The 17,580-nt window shown below is 72.7% G+C and carries 16 protein-coding genes; 7 read left to right on the forward strand and 9 right to left on the reverse strand.

Going from position 1 to position 17,580, the window contains the following annotated elements; translation table 11 throughout:
- Positions 1 to 96: 96 nt before the first annotated feature.
- Positions 97 to 825, reverse strand: a complete 729-nt coding sequence (locus tag ACIBIW_RS08080) for a type 1 glutamine amidotransferase (RefSeq protein ID WP_399333227.1) — start codon at positions 823 to 825, stop codon at positions 97 to 99.
- A gap of 43 nt (positions 826 to 868) precedes the next feature.
- On the reverse strand, positions 869 to 2,107 hold the full coding sequence (locus ACIBIW_RS08085; protein WP_399333229.1) for a MurT ligase domain-containing protein: 1,239 nt from the start codon (positions 2,105 to 2,107) through the stop codon (positions 869 to 871).
- A gap of 189 nt (positions 2,108 to 2,296) precedes the next feature.
- On the opposite strand from ACIBIW_RS08085, the gene def reads away from it, so the two are divergent.
- The gene (gene def, locus ACIBIW_RS08090; RefSeq protein ID WP_399333231.1) at positions 2,297 to 2,839 is read left to right on the forward strand and encodes a peptide deformylase; all 543 of its coding nucleotides are present in this window, start codon (positions 2,297 to 2,299) and stop codon (positions 2,837 to 2,839) included.
- A 20-nt stretch (positions 2,840 to 2,859) separates the two neighbouring features.
- Here def and ACIBIW_RS08095 read toward each other — a convergent pair whose 3' ends face one another.
- Entirely contained in the window at positions 2,860 to 3,522 is a 663-nt protein-coding gene (locus tag ACIBIW_RS08095; RefSeq protein WP_399333233.1) for a TetR family transcriptional regulator, read from the reverse strand.
- Positions 3,523 to 3,651: 129 nt separating this feature from the next.
- Here ACIBIW_RS08095 and ACIBIW_RS08100 point away from each other — a divergent pair, with 129 nt between their 5' ends.
- The 3 genes from ACIBIW_RS08100 to ACIBIW_RS08110 all read left to right on the forward strand — a co-directional run bounded on the left by ACIBIW_RS08100 (position 3,652) and on the right by ACIBIW_RS08110 (position 6,568).
- Positions 3,652 to 4,875, forward strand: coding sequence for an acyl-CoA dehydrogenase family protein (locus ACIBIW_RS08100; RefSeq protein WP_399333234.1), 1,224 nt, complete (start codon positions 3,652 to 3,654; stop codon positions 4,873 to 4,875).
- 204 nt (positions 4,876 to 5,079) lie between these two features.
- Entirely contained in the window at positions 5,080 to 5,505 is a 426-nt protein-coding gene (locus tag ACIBIW_RS08105) for a PPOX class F420-dependent oxidoreductase (protein ID WP_399333235.1), read from the forward strand.
- A 142-nt stretch (positions 5,506 to 5,647) separates the two neighbouring features.
- On the forward strand, positions 5,648 to 6,568 hold the full coding sequence (locus ACIBIW_RS08110) for an NADP-dependent oxidoreductase (protein ID WP_399333237.1): 921 nt from the start codon (positions 5,648 to 5,650) through the stop codon (positions 6,566 to 6,568).
- A gap of 15 nt (positions 6,569 to 6,583) precedes the next feature.
- Here the strand turns inward: ACIBIW_RS08110 and ACIBIW_RS08115 are convergent, their stop codons facing one another.
- From ACIBIW_RS08115 to ACIBIW_RS08125, 3 genes are all read right to left on the reverse strand, one after another.
- Positions 6,584 to 7,174, reverse strand: a complete 591-nt coding sequence (locus ACIBIW_RS08115) for a cupin domain-containing protein (protein ID WP_399333239.1) — start codon at positions 7,172 to 7,174, stop codon at positions 6,584 to 6,586.
- A 37-nt stretch (positions 7,175 to 7,211) separates the two neighbouring features.
- Positions 7,212 to 8,438 carry a cytochrome P450 gene (locus tag ACIBIW_RS08120; RefSeq protein WP_399333240.1) on the reverse strand — a complete coding sequence of 409 codons (1,227 nt, stop codon included), beginning with the start codon at positions 8,436 to 8,438 and terminating at the stop codon, positions 7,212 to 7,214.
- Between the two features lie 91 nt (positions 8,439 to 8,529).
- The gene (locus ACIBIW_RS08125; RefSeq protein ID WP_399333242.1) at positions 8,530 to 9,609 is read right to left on the reverse strand and encodes a type III polyketide synthase; all 1,080 of its coding nucleotides are present in this window, start codon (positions 9,607 to 9,609) and stop codon (positions 8,530 to 8,532) included.
- 238 nt (positions 9,610 to 9,847) lie between these two features.
- Between ACIBIW_RS08125 and ACIBIW_RS08130 the strand changes: the two genes are divergently transcribed.
- On the forward strand, positions 9,848 to 10,315 hold the full coding sequence (locus ACIBIW_RS08130; protein WP_399333244.1) for a MarR family winged helix-turn-helix transcriptional regulator: 468 nt from the start codon (positions 9,848 to 9,850) through the stop codon (positions 10,313 to 10,315).
- 81 nt (positions 10,316 to 10,396) lie between these two features.
- Complete coding sequence (locus tag ACIBIW_RS08135; RefSeq protein WP_399333246.1) at positions 10,397 to 12,118, forward strand: MFS transporter; 1,722 nt, start codon at positions 10,397 to 10,399, stop codon at positions 12,116 to 12,118.
- Between the two features lie 45 nt (positions 12,119 to 12,163).
- Here ACIBIW_RS08135 and ACIBIW_RS08140 read toward each other — a convergent pair whose 3' ends face one another.
- The 3 genes from ACIBIW_RS08140 to ACIBIW_RS08150 form a co-directional block, all read right to left on the reverse strand.
- Positions 12,164 to 12,400, reverse strand: a complete 237-nt coding sequence (locus ACIBIW_RS08140) for a DUF6213 family protein (protein WP_399333248.1) — start codon at positions 12,398 to 12,400, stop codon at positions 12,164 to 12,166.
- A 256-nt stretch (positions 12,401 to 12,656) separates the two neighbouring features.
- On the reverse strand, positions 12,657 to 14,180 hold the full coding sequence (locus ACIBIW_RS08145; RefSeq protein WP_399333250.1) for a M81 family metallopeptidase: 1,524 nt from the start codon (positions 14,178 to 14,180) through the stop codon (positions 12,657 to 12,659).
- Positions 14,181 to 14,203: 23 nt separating this feature from the next.
- Positions 14,204 to 15,496 carry an ROK family protein gene (locus tag ACIBIW_RS08150; RefSeq protein WP_399333252.1) on the reverse strand — a complete coding sequence of 431 codons (1,293 nt, stop codon included), beginning with the start codon at positions 15,494 to 15,496 and terminating at the stop codon, positions 14,204 to 14,206.
- A 272-nt stretch (positions 15,497 to 15,768) separates the two neighbouring features.
- Here ACIBIW_RS08150 and ACIBIW_RS08155 point away from each other — a divergent pair, with 272 nt between their 5' ends.
- Entirely contained in the window at positions 15,769 to 17,577 is a 1,809-nt protein-coding gene (locus ACIBIW_RS08155) for a peptide ABC transporter substrate-binding protein (protein ID WP_399333254.1), read from the forward strand.
- Positions 17,578 to 17,580: the final 3 nt, after the last annotated feature.

Consider the following 17,580-nt stretch of genomic DNA (forward strand, 5'->3'; position numbering starts at 1 on the left):
GCGCGCGGTGAACGGCCGGGGGCGGGGCGGCGAAGCCCGGGCGGGCCCCGGGACCCGCCCGGTCCGCCCGGGCACGGGCGCCCGGCGTGGAGCGTCCTACGCGGGCTGCTGCGCCGCGGCGATCCGCTCGGCGCGCAGCGCCTCGTACCAGCGGTCGTCGGCGGGCGGCAGCGCGTTCACGTCGAGGGCCAGCTTCAGCAGCAGGTCGGCGATCAGCGGGTTGCGGGCGAGTACGGGGCCGTGCATGTACGTGCCGAAGACGGTGTCGTTGTACGCGCCCTCGGTGCCGTCGCCCGTGCCGTTGCCCCTGCCGAGCCTGACCTGGGCGAAGGGGCGCGCGTGCGGGCCGACGTGGGTGACGCCCTGGTGGTTCTCGAAGCCGGTGAGCGGCGGCAGGCCCAGACGGGGGTCGATGTCGCCGAGGACGTCGCCGACGCAGCGCTCGCCCTCGCCGCGGGTGGAGCGCACGTCGAGCAGCCCGAGGCCCGGCTCCCGCTCGCCGAGGTCGTTGATGAACTCGTGGCCGAGGATCTGGTACCCGGCGCACACCGAGAACACGATGGCGCCGTTGGCCACGGCCCGGGAGAGACCGCCGTCGCGGCGCAGCCGCTCGGCGGCGAGCCGCTGCGGCCGGTCCTCGCCGCCGCCGATCAGGTAGATGTCGCCCGAGGTGGGCACCTGCTGGTCGCTGCGGACGTCGATCCGGGTCACGTCCAGGTGCCGCTGCCTTGCCCTGCGCTCCACGACCAGGGCGTTGCCCTGGTCGCCGTACGTGCTCAGCAGGTCGGGGTAGACCCACACCAGTCGCAGACTGCTATCGCTCATGCCGAGGAGGTCCCTCTCCGGGATCGGGGGTGGCCGGTGGGTGTCAGTTGCCGACGCGGCGGCGCAGGTCCTGGAAGGCGGTGTAGTTCGCGATGACCTCGATCCGGCCGGGGGCCGCGGCCCGTACGGCCTCGTCGACGGTGTCGCAGACCTGGAAGTGCTGGCCCGCGACCTCCAGGCGCACCGCGAGGTCGAGCCGCCTGTCGCCGATGACGACGATGGGGTGCCCGGTCAGCCGGGTGTAGTCGACGTCCCAGAGCCAGGAGGTGTCGGTGCCGTCCGCGCCGCGCGCGTTCACCGAGAGGATCACCGGCGTCGGCGGCGGGTCGATCAGCGAGAACGTCTCCAGCCAGCCCGCCGGGTTCTTGGCGAGCAGCAGCCGCATGTCGCGGCCCGCGAACTGCACCACGTCGTAGCGCCCGGCCACCGCCTGCACCTGGTACATCCGCTCCAGCGCGACCTGCGGCGGCACCCCGAAAGCGGCGGCGACGGCGGCGGACGAGGCGGCGTTGGCCCTGTTGGCGCGGCCGGGGAGCTGGAGGTGGATGGGCCAGGCCGAGCCCTGCGGGTCGATGACGTGGTCGCCGGAGAGCACCCAGCTCGGCGCCGGGCGCCGGAAGCCGCACTCGCCGCAGTACCAGTCGTCGCCCGGGCGCTGCATCACACCGCCGCAGGACGGGCAGGACCAGGCGTCGTCCTTCCACATCTGCCCCGCGGCCACCCAGACCACGTTCGGCGACGACGAGGACGCCCACACCACCAGCGGGTCGTCGCAGTTCGCGATGACGACGGCCTTGGAGCCCGCCAGGCCCTCCCGCCAGTTCTCGGCGAGCATACGGGTCTCCGCGGCACGGTCGAGCTGGTCGCGGGAGAGGTTCAGCAGCGCGATGGCCTTCGGCTCCACGTCGCGGGCGACCCCGGCGAGGTACTTCTCGTCGACCTCGATCACGCCGAACCGCGCGTCGGAGCCGCCGGCGAGCGCGGAGGTGATCCCGGCCGGCATGTTGGCGCCGAGCGCGTTGGAGACCACCGGGCCCGCGGCGCGCAGCGCCTCCGCGATCAGCCGGGTGGTGGTGGTCTTGCCGTTGGTGGCGGAGACCAGGACCACGTCGAGGTGCTGGGCGAGCCTGCGCAGCAGCTCGGGGTCGAGTCTGAGTGCCACTTTGCCGCCGATGACGGAGCCGCTGCCACGGCCCGCCGCGCGCGAGACGGCCGCGGCCGCTCTCCCCGCCGTCACGGCCAGCTTGGACCGCGGTGACAGCGGGTCCGTGTTGCCTGCCATCCTTGTCGCTCCTCCTCGCGTACGGCGCCGCGCCCACCCCGGGCGGAGGGGAGGCGGGTGGCGTGTGGGCCAAGCCTATCGAGATCCGCGCCTGGCCCCCTACATCGGCACCGTCACGGTTCGGCCCGCCGCGGAGCTGGTGCGCGGGGGCCGGGCGGCCCGCGGGCCCGCGGACCGTAGGCTGTGCCGATGCGACACGCTCCCATCCCCGGCGCCACGGGGCGCGTACGGCCCCTGGTCCCGTTCGCCGACCCGGTGCTGCGCGGTCCGTGCGCGCCGGTGGCGGAGCGCGGCGCCGCGCTGGGGCGGCTGGTCGAGGACATGTTCGCCACGATGTACGCCGCGCGTGGCGTGGGCCTGGCCGCCAACCAGGTCGGCGTGGCCCTGCGGGTGTTCGTCTACGACTGCCAGGACGACGACGAAAGGCGCAGGCTCGGACACGTCGTCAACCCGGTGCTGGAGAGCGCGGAAGGAGTGCTCGTGGGCGGCCCGGAGGGCTGTCTCTCGCTGCCGGGCGTGGAGGCCGTCACGCCCCGCTTCGACCGTGCGGTGGTCACCGGCACCACCCTCGCGGGGGAGCCCGTGGAGCTGCGCGGCGAGGGGTACTTCGCCCGCTGCCTCCAGCACGAGTGCGACCACCTGGACGGCGCCGTCTACACGGAGCGTGTCGGAGGCTGGCGCCGCCGCCGGGTGGAGCGAGCGGCGGCCAGGGCCTGGCGCGCGGGCGGCTGACCGGTACGGCCGCCGCGGCGTCAGAACTCGGGTCCTTCCGCACTGTTGTCGACGACGGCGAGGCGGCCCCAGAGCAGATCCGTCAGGCCGCTCACCAACTCGCCGCGGGAGCAGGGTCTCTCGTTGAGCCACCAGTCGCCCGCCGCGTGCATCAGGCCGACGATGCCGTGCCCCCAGACCCGGGCGAGCCGGCCGCCCTCGGGGCCGAAGTCGATGCGCTCCTCGATGACCTTGGTCATGTCCTCGCCGAGGCTGCGCAGCAGCGGCGCGACCTGGCGGCCGACGTCCACGTCGGTGTCGCCCTGGGGGCTGCCCTCCGAGGGGTGCATCAGGAAGCGGTAGACCTGCGGGCGCGCCTCGATCGCGGCGAGGTAGGTGTCGAGGGTGGCCTCGACGCGCTGCCTGCGCTCCGCGGGGGCGTCGAGGGCGGCGCGCAGCGCTTCGAGGAGGCCGTCGGTGTGCCGCTTGGCGAGCGCCGCGTACAGGCCGCTCTTGTCGCCGAAGTGCCGGTAGAGGATGGGCTTGGTGATGCCCGCCTCGGCCGCGATCGCGTTCATGGAGGCCCCGGGTCCGTCGCGCAGCACCACGCGCTCGGCGGCTTCCAACAGCTCTCGCCGCCGGTCGTGTGACCGCTCAGGGTTGCCCAATGCTCTCTCCCCACCCGTGCTGTTTCGGTGACGCATCGGCAAACTAGCACTTGGCGGCGTGGGCGCCTCGAACGCTCTACCGGCAGTTGACATTTTCTACCAGCGGGTAATAAGCAGCTATTACCGTAGGTAACGTAAGCTGGACGGCGGAGCGCTGGAGGGGTCATGGCCGAGTTCACGATGGAGCTGAGCGACGAGCAGAAGGAGATCAGGGACTGGCTGCACGGCTTCGCCGCCGATGTCGTCAGGCCCGCGGCGGCGGAATGGGACGAACGCGAGGAAACCCCCTGGCCGGTGATCCAGGAGGCCGCCAAGGTCGGCATCTACTCCCTCGATTTCTATGCCCAGCAGTACTTTGATCCGACGGGTCTCGGGCTGCCGATGGCCCTGGAAGAGCTGTTCTGGGGCGACGCGGGCATAGCCCTGTCGATCGTGGGTACGGGCCTCGCCGCGGTGGGGGTGCTGGCCAACGGGACGGACGAGCAGATCGGCACCTGGATACCCCAGATGTACGGCGACGCGAACGACGTCAAGCTCGCCGCGTTCTGCTCCTCGGAGCCCGACGCCGGCTCCGACGTGGCCGCCATGCGCACCCGCGCGGTGTACGACGAGGCCGCCGACGAGTGGGTGCTGAACGGCACCAAGACCTGGGCCACCAACGGCGGCATCGCCAACGTCCACGTGGTCGTCGCGGTCGTCGACCCCGGTCTCGGCTCCAAGGGCCACGCCTCGTTCATCGTGCCCCCCGGCACCCCGGGCCTGAGCCAGGGCCAGAAGTTCCGCAAGCACGGCATCCGCGCCTCCCACACCGCCGAGGTCGTGCTCGACGAGGTGCGGGTGCCGGGCTCCTGTCTGCTCGGCGGCAAGGAGAAGCTGGACGAGCGCCTCGCCAGGGCCAGGGAGCGCGCCTCCGGCGGCGAGCAGGTGCGCAACGCCGCGATGGCCACCTTCGAGGCGTCGCGCCCCGCCGTCGGCGCCATGGCCGTCGGCACCGCGCGCGCGGCGTACGAGGTCGCGCTCGACTACGCCAAGGACCGCCGCCAGTTCGGCCGCCCCGTGATCGACAACCAGGGCGTCGCCTTCCAGCTCGCCGACATGCGCACCCGTATCGACGCATCGAGGCTGCTGGTGTGGCGGGCCTCCTGGATGGCCGTGAGCGGGCGCCCCTTCGAGGCCGCAGAGGGCTCCATGTCCAAGCTCTTCGCCAGCGAGACCGCGAAGCAGGTGACCGCGCAGGCGGTGCAGATACTGGGCGGCAACGGCTTCACGCGCGAGTACCCGGTCGAGCGGATGCACCGGGACGCCGCGATTTACACCATCTTCGAGGGCACGAGCGAGATCCAGCGCCTCGTCATCGCACGGGCGCTGTCGGGCGTCCCCATCCGCTGACCGCCCACCGCAGGCGCCGCCGGTGAGTCGGGGTGCCGCCCTTGGGCACGGCGCCACAGGACCGGCGGATGGGGATTCGGTGACGAGGGCGGTGCGCCCAGGGTCCGGGCCGCGAAGGCATGGGAAGATCGTCCAGGCGCTTCCCACGGGGGGCGGGCGTCGGTCCGGAGAGGCGCGCCCATCCGATCCGACGAGGAGGAACACATGTCCAAGCCGCCACTTCCCGAAGCCGCGGTGGCCCTGCTGCGGAAGGCCAACCCCGCGGTCATCGCCACGGTGCGCGCCGACGGCCAGCCGGTGTCCGCGGCGACCTGGTACCTGTGGGAGGACGACGGCCGGGTGCTGGTCAACATGGACGTGAGCCGCGCCAGGCTCAAGCACCTGCGCCGTGACCCCCGCGTCACCCTCACCGTGCTCGACGCGTCCGACTGGTACACCCATGTGACGCTGATCGGCCGGGTCGCCGGGCTGACCGACGACGAGGGCCTCACCGACATCGACCGGCTCTCCCGGCACTACCTCGGCAAGCCCTACGCGAACCGGGACAACCCCCGGGTGTCCGCCCGTATCGAGGTGGAGCGCTGGCACGGCTGGGGCAGTCAGCAGGACACCGACCAGCCCAGCGGCTGACACACACCGACCCGGGGGAGGCGCGGCGCCCCGGCGCCCGCCTCCCGCGCACGCCTTGCCAGGACCTGGCCGCGCGCCGGGTACGGTGCACAAGATCGAAGTCCCCCCGCGGGACGCCCACCGCTCACCACGAGGCCGGCCCATGCGCGCTGTCAGCTACGACTCCTACGCCCCCGACAACTCCCGGCTCACCTTGGGCGAGTTGCCCCGGCCGAAGGTCGGCCCGGGACAGGTGCTCGTCCAGGTGCGGGCGGCCGGGGTCAACCCGGTGGACTGGAAGGTCATGGCGGGCGGCCTCGACGCCGTCATGGACGCGGTCTTCCCGGTGATCCCGGGCTGGGACGTGGCCGGTGTCGTCGCCGCGCTCGGCTTCGACGTGCCGGAGTTCGCGGTGGGCGACGAGGTCATGGCCTACGCCCGCAAGGACGTGGTGCACGGCGGCACCTTCGCCGAGTACGTCACCGTGCCCGCGGGGGCCGTCGCCCGCAAGCCCGCCGCGCTCGACTGGCCGCAGGCGGGCGGCCTGCCGCTGGCCGGGCTCACCGCGCTGCGCACCCTCGACAGGCTGGCCGTGGGCTCGGGCGACACCGTGCTGGTGCACGGGGCGTCGGGCGGTGTGGGCGGCCTCGGCGTGCAGATCGCGCGGGCCCGCGGCGCCCGGGTCATCGGCACCGCCTCCGAGCGCAACCACGACTACGTGCGCGGCCTCGGCGCCGAGCCCGTCGGGCACGGCGAGGGCCTCGCCGAGCGGGTGCGGGCGCTGGCGCCCGGCGGGGTCGACGCGGTCGCCGACTTCGCGGGCGGCCAGTTGGAGACCACCCTCGCGGTGCTCGCCCCGGGCGGCCGGCACGGCTCGATCGCGGACGGGCAGGCGGGGGAGCACGGCGGCGAGGTGATCTGGGTCAGGCCGGACGGCGCCGGGCTCACCCGCCTCGCGGAGCTGGCCGACCGCGGCGGACTCACCGTCGAGGTGGCCGCCACCCACCCCCTGGAGGAGGTCGCCGCGGCCTTCGACGCGAGCCGCACGGGACACACCCGCGGCAAGCTCGTGATCACCCCATGACCGCGGCCCGCGCCCTCATCCGGGCCCGTCGGCCGGAGCGGCTTCCGTCTCCGCCTCCGTCTCCGTCTCCGCCTGCGTCCCGTGCCGCAGCGGTGTGAGCTGCTCGATGTCGTAGCGCAGCCGCAGCTCGGCGATCGCCCGGTGGTCGGGCGGCCCCTCGGCGGACAGGATCTCCAGCAGCTCGTCGAAGTACCGCTCATGGTCGGGCGGCGGCGACGCCTGGAAGAACATCTTCGCGGGGCTCCCCGTCGGGTTGGCGAACGCGTGCGGGCACCCGGGCGGCACCGCGATCACCGTGCCGGGGGTGGCGCGCACCACCCTGCTGCCCGCGGCGGAGCGCCAGCCCTGCCAGCGGTCTCTGGTGCGCACCAGTGGCTCGAACGCGAGCACGTCCAGCTCGCCCTCCAGCACGTAGAACAGCTCCTCGCTCCTGGCGTGCACATGCGCGCCCACATCGAAGCCTGGCGGCACGGTCACCTCGAAGCTGGAGGCGATCCGCGAGTGCGAGCCGGTCACCTTGTACGTCACCTGCTGGGCCGCGGTGCGCACGGTGCGGCCCTGGCCCGGCGGCACGAGCAGCCCCTCGGGCGGGCCGAGCGCCGTCACCGCCCCACCCCCGCCCGGAGCCCCCGCACCCGGGCCCTCACCACGCCACCGGCAGGGCCTCGGGGCCCCTGATCAGCGCGCCGCGCCGCCAGGGCACCTCGTCGGGCGGCACCGCGAGCCGCAGCCCGGGGACCCGGTCGAGCAGGGTGTCCACCAGCAGCTCCGACTCCATCCGGGCGAGGATGCCGCCCACGCAGTAGTGCGGGCCGTGCCCGAAGGCGACGTGCGGGTTGGGGCTGCGGTCGAAGTCGATGCGCTCCGGCTCTGGGAAGACGTCGGGGTCGCGGTTGGCGGCCAGATAGGACACGTAGACCGGGTCGCCCGCGCTGATCGGCACCCCGCTCACGGTGACGTCCTCCAGCGCGATCCTGGAGAGGCCCACCGCCGACCTGTGCGGGATGTAGCGCAGCAGCTCGTCCACGGCGCCGGGCCGCACCGCCGGCTCCGCGCGCAGCCGCTCCATCAGCTCGGGCCTGGTCAGCAGCAGGTAGAACATCTGGCCGCTGTTGTTGGTGACCGCCTCGCCGCCGATCTGGATGAGCACCGCGAGGCCCAGCGCCTCCTGCCGGGTCAGCTCGCCTGCCGCCATCGCCGCCCCGAGCAGCGCGGCGACGTCGTCGCCCCCGCTGTCCGCGCGCTCCTCGGTCAGCCGTCCGAAGTAGGCGGTCATCTCGTCCCTGGCCCGCTCGCTGACCTCGGCCCCGTACGAGGAGGAGAGGATGCGGTCGGTCCACTCGTGCATCCGCCCGCGGTCCTCGGCCGGTACGCCCATCACCTCGCACACCACGGCGATCGGGAAGGGGCCGAGCACGTCGGAGGTGAGGTCGGCGGGCGGCCCGCCGCGCAGCATCGCGTCGACGAGGGCGTCGAGTTCGGCCCGCGCGCGCTCGCGCACCCGCTCCACGCCCCGCGCCGTGAACGCGGCGGTGACCGCGCGGCGCAGCCGGGTGTGGTCGGGCGGATCGGCGAAGCCGACGGCGCCCTTCGCGGGGATGAAGTGCGGGGCGAGCCGGGTGACCTGACGGCCGAGGACGGCCTCGCGGCTGAAGCGGGCGTCGTTGGTCACCGCGCGCACGTCGTCGTAGCGGGTGACGAGCCACGCCCAGCCCTCCCCGTTGGGCAGTTGGATACGGGTGACAGGGCCCTCCCGCATCAGCTCGGCGAGCACCGGGTCGAAGTCCACGGCGGTCAGGTCGAGCGCGGGCCAGAACCGTACCGGCGGACGGGTGTCCGTGGCCGGGTCCCTCGTGGTGGTGTCGTCCATGGTGCTGCCTCCGGCGTGGTCTTCCGGGGCGTGGCGCCCCTTGGGCTGGCGGTCGGTGCGGGGGAGCGGGGTGCGGGACGTCGGCGGGGTGTCAGGCGCGGGCGCCGAGTGCGCGGCTGCGGTCGTCGGCGGTCCAGCGGCCGAGTGTCATCTCGGCGGTGATGCCGGGGCCGAATCCGGCGAGCATGCCGCGGGCACCGGCCCCGGCACCGCCCTCGTCGAAGAGCCTGCGCAGCGCGTCGAGAACGACGGCGCTCGCGATGTTGCCGTACTCGGTCAGGGTGGCCCGGCTGAAGCGGAACGCCTCGGGGGGCACCCGGAGGAACTTGCTGAGGTCGTCGAGGATGCGGGGGCCGCCCGCGTGGATGATGTAGAAGTCGAGTTCCGAGGCGTCCCAGCCGTGCAGCCCCGCGAGCGCCATCAGCGCGGGGGCCAGCGGCTCCATGGTGCCGGGCACCCGCTTGTCCAGCAGGAAGTGGAAGCCGGTGGCCCGGACGTCGTAGGCGATCCAGTCCTCCGTCCGGGGGATCAGATACGAGCCGTTGCGCTCCAGTTCGATCCCGGTGCCCCCGCTGCCGCGCACCACCGCCGCCGCCACCCCGTCGCCGAAGAGGCCGTTGGAGAGCAGTGAGCCGATGCCGAGGTCGGTGGGCTGGTAGCAGAGCGAGCAGAACTCGCAGGCGACGATGAGGGCGTTGGCCTCGGGGTAGGCCGTGCAGAAGTCGTGGGCCCTGTTGACCGCAGCGCCGCCTGCCGCGCAGCCGAGCTGGGCTATGGGTATCTGCCGGGTGTCGCTGGCGAACCCCATGGTGTTGATGAGCCACGCGGTCAGCGACGGCATCATGAAGCCGGTGCACGAGACGTAGATGATCACGTCGATGTCGGCGGGGCGCAGCTCGGCGTCGTCCAGCGCGCGCCGCACCGCCTCGGGGACCCGCGCCTTGGCCTCGGCCTCGTACAGCTTGTTGCGCTCCTCGAAGCCGGGGTGCTTCAGCGTCTCCTCGATGGGCTGCACGATGTGCCGGGTGAGCACTCCGGTGTTCCCGATGAGCCGCAGGGCCAGGGGGAGCTGGGGGTGGTCGGCGTGGTGGCGGCGCGCGAGGGACAGCGTCTCCTCCATGGTGATGACGTGTTCCGGCACAGAGACCGCGGGCCTGCACAGAGTCGCCATGAGCCTGCCTTCTCTCGTTCCCCGGGGGTGAAGGGTGATTTCTTCACGATCGCCCAGACGGCGGCGGATCTCCCTTCTGACTACTCCAGTCCGGGGACGGGCGGAGCGCCCCTTTCGCTGCGTCTCAGGCCCCCGCGGGCGTCGTCGCCCCTTGTGGCGCGGCCGCCCGTGGTCCGGGGGTGCGGCCCGGGGCGGGAACCATAGCCTCCCTATATAGGTGTATGATACAAAGGTCTTCATGGGCCAGGAAGACACACCGGACGGGGACGACGTCGCCGCGTTCCTCGAAGACCTCGCGCTGATGGCGATCCGCCACATCTCCGTGCGCGACATCAGCTTCACCACCGCCTCCACGCTGGGCAGGCTCGACCGCCTCGGCCCCGCGAGGCTCACCGACCTGGCGGGCGCGGAGAGCGTGGCCCAGCCGTCCATGACCCAGCTCGTGCAGCGGCTCGAACGCCAGGGTCTGGTCACACGAGTGCGGGACCCGGGCGACGGCCGGGTGGTGCTGGTGTCCATCACGGACGCGGGGCGCGAGCTGATGCGGCGCCGCCGCGCCACCCGCGTCAAGCTGCTCGGCGGGCTGCTCGACGGCCTGTCCGAGGCCGACCGGCAGGCCCTCGCCGAGGTCGCGCGCCTCGGCGCCGGCCCGCTCAGACGCCTCGTCGAGAACGCCTCGGCGCCCGCGGCCGACCGCACCGGCTGACCCGTACGCCCGCGGCGGGCCGCCGACCGGCACCGCCCCCGCCCCCCACACCCCGGAGTCCCATCAGAACTGGAGCACCGCTTGTCCTCCCACTCACCCGCGGCGAGCCCCTTCCGACAGCCCAGGGCCGTCTGGGCCGTGGCCTTCGCCTGCGTCATCTCCTTCATGGGCATCGGACTCGTCGACCCGATCCTGCCCGCGCTGGCCCAGAACCTGGACGCCACACCGAGCCAGGTCTCCCTGCTCTTCAGCAGCTACCTGATCGTCACGGCCGTCGCCATGATCTTCGTCGGCTGGATATCCAGCCGGATAGGCGCGAAACGCACCCTGGTCATCGGCCTGTCGGTGATCGTGGTCTTCGCGGCGCTCGCGGGCGCCACCGGCTCCATCAACGGCATCGTCGGCTTCCGGGCCGGATGGGGCCTCGGCAACGCGATGTTCATCGCGACCTCCCTCGCCGTGATCGTCGCCTCCGCCAGCGGCGGCTTCAGCGGCGCGATCATCCTCTACGAGACGGCACTCGGCCTCGGCATCGCCGTCGGCCCGCTGCTCGGCGGCCTGCTCGGGGACGTGAGCTGGCGCGGCCCGTTCTTCGGCGTCGCCGTCCTCATGGCCATCGCACTCGTCGCGACCGTCACCCTGGTACCGCCCACGCCGAAACCCGAGCGCGTCACCTCACCCGTCGCCCCGCTGCGCGCGCTGCGCCACCGCAGCCTGCTGACGATGGGCATCGTGGCCCTGATGTACAACTGGGGCTTCTTCACGATGCTGGGCTACGCGCCCTACCCGATGGAGCTGGACGCCCTCCAACTCGGCCTGGTCTTCACCGGATGGGGCCTGCTGGTCGCCGTCTTCGCGGTGTTCGGCGCACCGCGCCTCCAGGCGCGCTTCGGCACCGCCAGGGTGCTCTACGCCAACCTCCTCGCGCTCGGCGTGATCATGGCGGTGATCGCGGCGTGCGTCCACACCCCGGTCGTGGTCGTGGTGGCCGTGATCGTCAGCGGCGCGTGCATCGGCATCAACAACACCCTGACCACCCAGGCGGTGATGCTGGTCGCCCCGGTCGAGCGGTCCGTGGCGTCGTCGGCGTACGGCTTCCTGCGGTTCATCGGCGGCGGCCTCGCCCCGTACGTCGCGGGCAAGCTCGCCGACGCGGCGGGCCTCGGCCTGCCCTTCTACGTGGGCGCGGCAAGCTTCGTCCTCGCCATCCCCGTCCTGGCCACCGGCCACCGCATGCTGAGCAAGGCGGAGGCGGGCGGCGACGGCGCCGCAGCGCCGGTGGCCCCCGCGCTGAGCGCGGTCGGTGCCCCGGTCCCCGCGGGCTCGTCCCCCGTCGTGGTCGCGGTGGGCCCGCACCGGGGGGCGGCCGCCACCGTGGACGCCGCAGCCCGGCTCGCCGCGGGCTCCGCGAGCCCGCTGGAGATCGTGCATGTGCGGGAGACCGCCGTCGTCGAGGAGCAGAGCGCCGACACCGAGACCGAGGAGCAGGCCCGCGCCGCGGTGCGGGAGCACCTGGACCGGGTCGCCGCGCGCGGCGTCACCGCGTCGGGGCAGATCCTCACCAGCGTCGGCGACCACGCCTCCGCGGGCCGGGCGCTGGCCCGGCACGCAAGCGAGGTCGGCGCCCGTACGGTGGCGGTGGGGCGCTCGCCGCGCGGCGCGGTCGCCCAGTTCGCGAGCGGCGGCTTCACCAGCGCGCTCATCCACGCCGCCGCCTGCGACGTGGTCCTCGTCGAGACCGAGGGGGCGCCGAGGCCGCTGACCGCCGACGCGCTCAAGGAGCTGCGGGGCAGCGCCGCCTGAGAGGGCCCCGCCCGGCGCACCGCCACCCGGCGCGCCGGGCGGGGTTCAGTCGCGGGTGGCGCTGCTGTGCGCGATGCAGGCGACGTCGATGCGGTCGGCGAGCTTGGCCAGTTCGATGGTGAGCGCGGCGACCGTGTCCTCGTCGAGTCCGCCCTGCCCGGTGTGGACCAGGTGCAGCCAGTGGCCGCCGATGGAGCGCAGCAGCCGGCTCACGTCGCCCGCGGCCATCTGCAGGCGGCCATGGCTGTCGGTGATCACAGGCGGGGTGACTTCGTGAGGCACTTGGGCCCTCCCGGGGGACGACGACGCCAAGGATCGTAGCCGCAGCGCGGCGCCGTCCGGCGCAGCTTGGCCGTGGCGGGCCCGGAAAAGGGGGTGCCCCGGCCGGACGGGGGGATCGCGGCCGGGGCTGCTCTCGGGCGGGGCGGGTCTTCACCGCTTCCCCACACCTAGATGAACGGTAAACCAAACGGGCGCGTTCCCGGAAACCGGCGGGGCACCTGTGATGTGTGTTACTCCGCGGCGGCGGGCGGCGGTGTCACTCGTCGGCGCCGGTCAGGGGCTGGTCCGAGGCGGGGATCAGCCGCGCCGACAGGTCGGGCTCCGGCATGTCGGGGTCGAAGGGGAACAGCGGGCGGCGCACCCGGTGGTGGCCGAGACGCGTCAGGTCCTGGTCGACACCGCCCGGGGTCAGGGCCATCCGCCACCCGGCCGCCATGGCGAACAGCTCGGGCTCCAGGTAGCCGATCTTCACGATGACGATGTCGGCGCCGCGCGGGTCGAGGTCGAGCCCCGTGAAGTCCTGTTCGAGGTGGTAGGGCTTGCGCAGCTCGGTGAGGATCGCGTACACGCTGCCGACCCTGAGGACGACTTCCGTGCGGGCGTTGCGGTCGCCGTGCCGGATCGCGTGGACGGTGCCGGTCATCGTGACGGGCCCGGCGTGCCGGTCGTCGACCTCGGCGCCCGCGGTCACCGTGACGGAGGCGCCGACGCCCGCGGCCACCGCGGTGGCGACGGCCGCGGGCCCCGGCACGGAGGCGTAGAGGACCGTGGGACCCTCCGGGTCCTTGAACTCGGGTCGGTCGAGCAGCCTGGCCAGCCCCCAGGTGACGTCGCCCGCGCCGCCCGCCGTCGGGTTGTCGCCGGTGTCGCTGATGAAGTACGGGCGGTCCGCGCCCGCGAGCGCGGTGTCCAGGCACGCGTCGTACGTGCCGGTCTCCGCGACGAAGCCGAATTCGCGCCTGGCCTCCCAGAAGCCGCGCGCGAGCCGCTCGGCGCCCGCGGCCACGGCGCCCTCGTCGGGGCCCGTGACGACGACGGCGGCCCGGTTGCGGGGCTCGTCGGCCCAGGCGTAGCCGACCCACACCGCGGCGTCGGTGACCCCCGCGGCGGCCTCGACCTCGGCCACGGCCGCGTACACGCTCCTGCCGGGCTCCACCCGGGTCGAGGTCTGCTCCCCGGCCAGCAGCACGGGCACCGGCACCCACGCCTTCACGGGGCGGGGCGCGCCGGAGGCGAGCAGGTCGAGCAGGTTGCGCGCGGCGCGCTCCTTGGTCTCCATGGCGTCCTCGTGCGGTGCCATGCGGTAGCAGGTGATGAGGTCGCTCATGTGGGCCAGCGGGCGCGAGACGTTGCCGTGCAGGTCCATGGAGGTGGACACCAGGACGTCGGGGCCGAGGAGTTCCCTGATGCGGGCGAGCAGGACCGCCTCCGCGTCGTCGACGCCCTCGACGGTCATCGCGCCGTGGATGTCGAACCAGAGGCCGTCGGGGCGCGGCAGGGCGGCGAGGCGGTCGAGGAGTTCGGTGGACAGCTCGTCGAACGCGGACGCGGTGACGACGCCGCCCGGCAGCGCCTTGCCGACCAGGGCGCCCTGCCAGTCGGCGGCCTCCCGCAGCGGCTCGCCGGGCGCGAGGAAGGGGTAGCGGGTCAGCACGTCGGCGCCGCGCAGCGGGTGGAAGGCGGGGGCCTCGGTGCGCGCGGGCGAGAACGACGAGGACTCGATGCCGAGCCCGGCGATCGCTATCACCGGGCGGGTGGGAACGGGGTGGGACTGCGCCACGGGTACCTCACAAGGGGTCGGTGTCAGGCGCCGCCGGGGGCGCTGTCCGTCCCCGGGGACGCCTGACGGGGAATGGTGCCGGGCCGCCGCCCTGCGGTGGCGCCCGGCCTGCGTCTGTCGCCTCCGATGGCGGTGGCAGGCAAAGCCGCGAGGGCGTCGGCGAGGGCGGCCTGGAGGGCGAACTGCCCGGCGCCCACGAGACCGGCGTCGGCGCCCAGCCGGGTGCGCTCGATGGCCAGGTGCCGGGTGACAAGGGGGTGGCAGCTCTCGTAGAGCTGGCTGCGCACCGCGGCGACGAACGGGTCGAGGGTCGAGAAGATGCCGCCGAGGTAGACGGCGTCCGGGTTGAAGAAGTTGACGTTGGCCGCGAGGACGAGGCCGAGGTAGCGGCCCGCCCTGCGGACGGCGTGGGTGGCGCCCGGATGGGCGTCGGAGGCGAGCCGTACGACGTCGGCGGGGGTGTCGACGTCGGTGCCCGCCTCCCGCAGGATGCGCACCAGGGCGGCGCCCGAGGCGATCGTTTCGAGACACCCGGTGTTCCCGCAGGAGCACGGCACCTCGCCCGCGGCGTCGACGCGGACGTGGCTGATGTCGCCCGCCGCGTCGGTGGCGCCGCGGTAGAGCCTGCCGTCCACGATGATGCCCGCCCCGATCGCGGAGCCGATCTTCACCGTGATCGACTGCCGCTGCACGGGGGAGCGGGCGCTGTGCTCGCCCACCGCCATGCAGTTGGCGTCGTTGTGGACGGCCGCGGGCAGGCCGAAGCGGTCGGCGAGCCAGTCCCGTACGGGGAAGCGGTTCCAGCCGGGCATCCGCGACGGCAGGGTGACCACACCCGATCCGACCTCCACGGGTCCTGGCAGCGACAGGCCCACCGCCCTGAGGCTGCCCGCGTCGCTGCGCTGCGCCAGGGCCGCCAGAGCCTCGGCAAGTTGCGGCAGTACGACCTCGGGGCCCTCCGCGGTGGCGAGCGGGACCGTGTCGACGTCGCGCAGCCCGCCGCCCGCGAGGACGGTGCCGACGCGGGCGTGCCGCCCGCCCAGGTCGGCGGCGAGCGCGTAGCCGCTGGTGGCGCCGAGCCTGAGGACCTTGCGTGGGCGGCCTCCGGTGGGGGACGAGGTGCCGTGCTCCACGACGAGACCGTGGGTCACCAGGTGCCCGACGGTAAGGGATATCGTCGAGGGCGCGGCACCGAGCAGATCGGCAAGCTCGGTACGCGACTCCGCCTGTCCAGAGGCGAGGAGTTCGAGGACCTGCGCGGCCAGGGTGGGGGCACCCGCGCCGTGCTTGCGGCGCGGCGCGCTTTTTTCGGACATGGCGGGGATTACTTCCGCAGCGGGGCGTTTGACGTGAGGGTACGCGTGCTTCCGGGCGCGGCAGCGGAGGGAGTTTCTATCCCAAGTTTGTCCAAAATCCCCCTTCTCGGCTGCCGATTTTCTTTTTTCAGTACGGCAGTAACTGGATTGTTATCCAGGAGCGTTTGTTACTTCGACGAGTGGGTCGTTGACTAGCCGCCACAAGCGCCGGTCCCCCTGTCGTCGCCCGGATCGTCCGTGTGCGGGGGCCCGTTCAGTCCCTGAGGAGAGCCATGTTTCCTGCTCGCAGACCGGAGCGCCGCCGCTCGGCACTCGCCGTCGGTGCCGTCGTTACGGTGAGCGCACTGCTCGCCGCCTGCTCCGGGACGAGTGGGTCCTCGTCCTCGTCGAAAGACGCGATCAACTACGCCCTGCCGGCGAATTTCACGCCGAACTGGATACTGCCGATCGGTACCGCGGCACACCTGAACACCAACAACAGCTCCATCGCGCACAGCCTCTGGGAGCCCCTGGTCGCGTTCGACGGCTCCACCGGCAAGATCGCCTGGAACAAGAAGGCGTCGCTGGCCACCGCCGCGGACTTCGCCGCCGACCGCAAGAGCGTGAAGATAACGCTCGGCGACCGGCACTGGAGCGACGGCAAGCCGATCACCTCGCGCGACGTGGAGTTCTGGTTCAACGTCATCAAGACGAACAAGAAGGACTGGGCCAGCTACAGCGTCGGCAAGGCACCGGACGACTGGACCTCGTTCAAGACCAACGACGACCGGCACTTCACCCTCACGTTCGACAAGGCGTACAACCCGCAGTGGATGCTGGCCAACCAGCTCGACCTGATCACGCCGCTGCCGCAGCACGTGTGGGACAAGACCTCCGCCTCCGGGAAGGTGTCGGACGCCGACCGCACCGAGGCGGGCGCCAAGAAGGTGTGGACCTACCTCAACACCGCCGCGAAGGACATCGCGCACTACGCGTCGAACCCGCTGTGGAAGACCGTGAGCGGCCCGTACAACCTCAAGTCGTACTCCACCGCGGGCAAGGTCGTCCTCACCGAGAACAAGAAGTACGACGGCGGTGAGAAGGCGGGCATCCCGACCGTCAACCTGCTCCCGTTCACCACCACGGACGCGGAGAAGAACGCGCTGCGCTCCGAGAAGGTCGACTACGGCTACATCGACGCCACCGACCTCGACCAGGAGTCCACCTTCACCGACCAGGGCTACTCCGTGAAGCCCTGGACCGGCTGGGCCATCACCTACCTGCCGTACAACTTCAACAACCCGAAGATGGGCGCCGTCTTCAAGCAGCTCTACGCCCGGCAGGCGATCCAGCGCTCCATCGACCAGGTCAGCATGGCCAAGGTGATCTTCAACGGCACCGCGGTGCCCGGCTACGGCCCGGTCCCGCAGGCGCAGGCGTCCGGATACCTCTCGCCGGTGCAGAAGAACAACCCCTACCCCTTCTCCACCAGCGCCGCGAAGAAGCTCCTCACCTCGCACGGCTGGAAGCAGCAGGGCGGCGCGATGGTGTGCGAGGAGCCCGGCTCCGCAGACACGCAGTGCGGTGACGGCGTCGAGCAGGGCACCAAGTTCGAGATGCAGGTGCTGTCCCAGTCCGGCTCCACGGTCACCGACAACATGATGAGCACGCTCCAGTCCTCCCTCGCGAAGACCGGGATCAAGCTGTCCATCAAGACCGCGCCCGTCAACTCGGTGCTCTCGCAGACCCCGCAGTGCACCGAGGACCAGGACATCTGCAAGTGGCAGCTCTCCTTCTTCGGCACCGCGGGCAGTTGGTACTTCCCCGCGTTCCCGTCCGGTGACTCGCTCTTCCAGACCGGTGGCGGCTCCAACTTCGGCAACTACTCCAACAAGGAGGTCGACGACCTGATCAGCGGGTCCAACACCTCCGACTCCACGGACGCCATGCAGGACTACAGCGAGTCCCTCGCCAAGGAACTGCCCGTGGTGTGGCTGCCCGAGCCCGACTACCAGATCTCCGTCATCAAGAACGGCCTGGGCGGCTTCACCCAGGACTCGCTGGGCAACTTCCACCCGGCGCAGTGGAAGTGGGGCAAGTGACCC

It is taken from the genome of Streptomyces sp. NPDC050560 (assembly GCF_044457285.1).
Classification (GTDB): domain Bacteria; phylum Actinomycetota; class Actinomycetes; order Streptomycetales; family Streptomycetaceae; genus Streptomyces.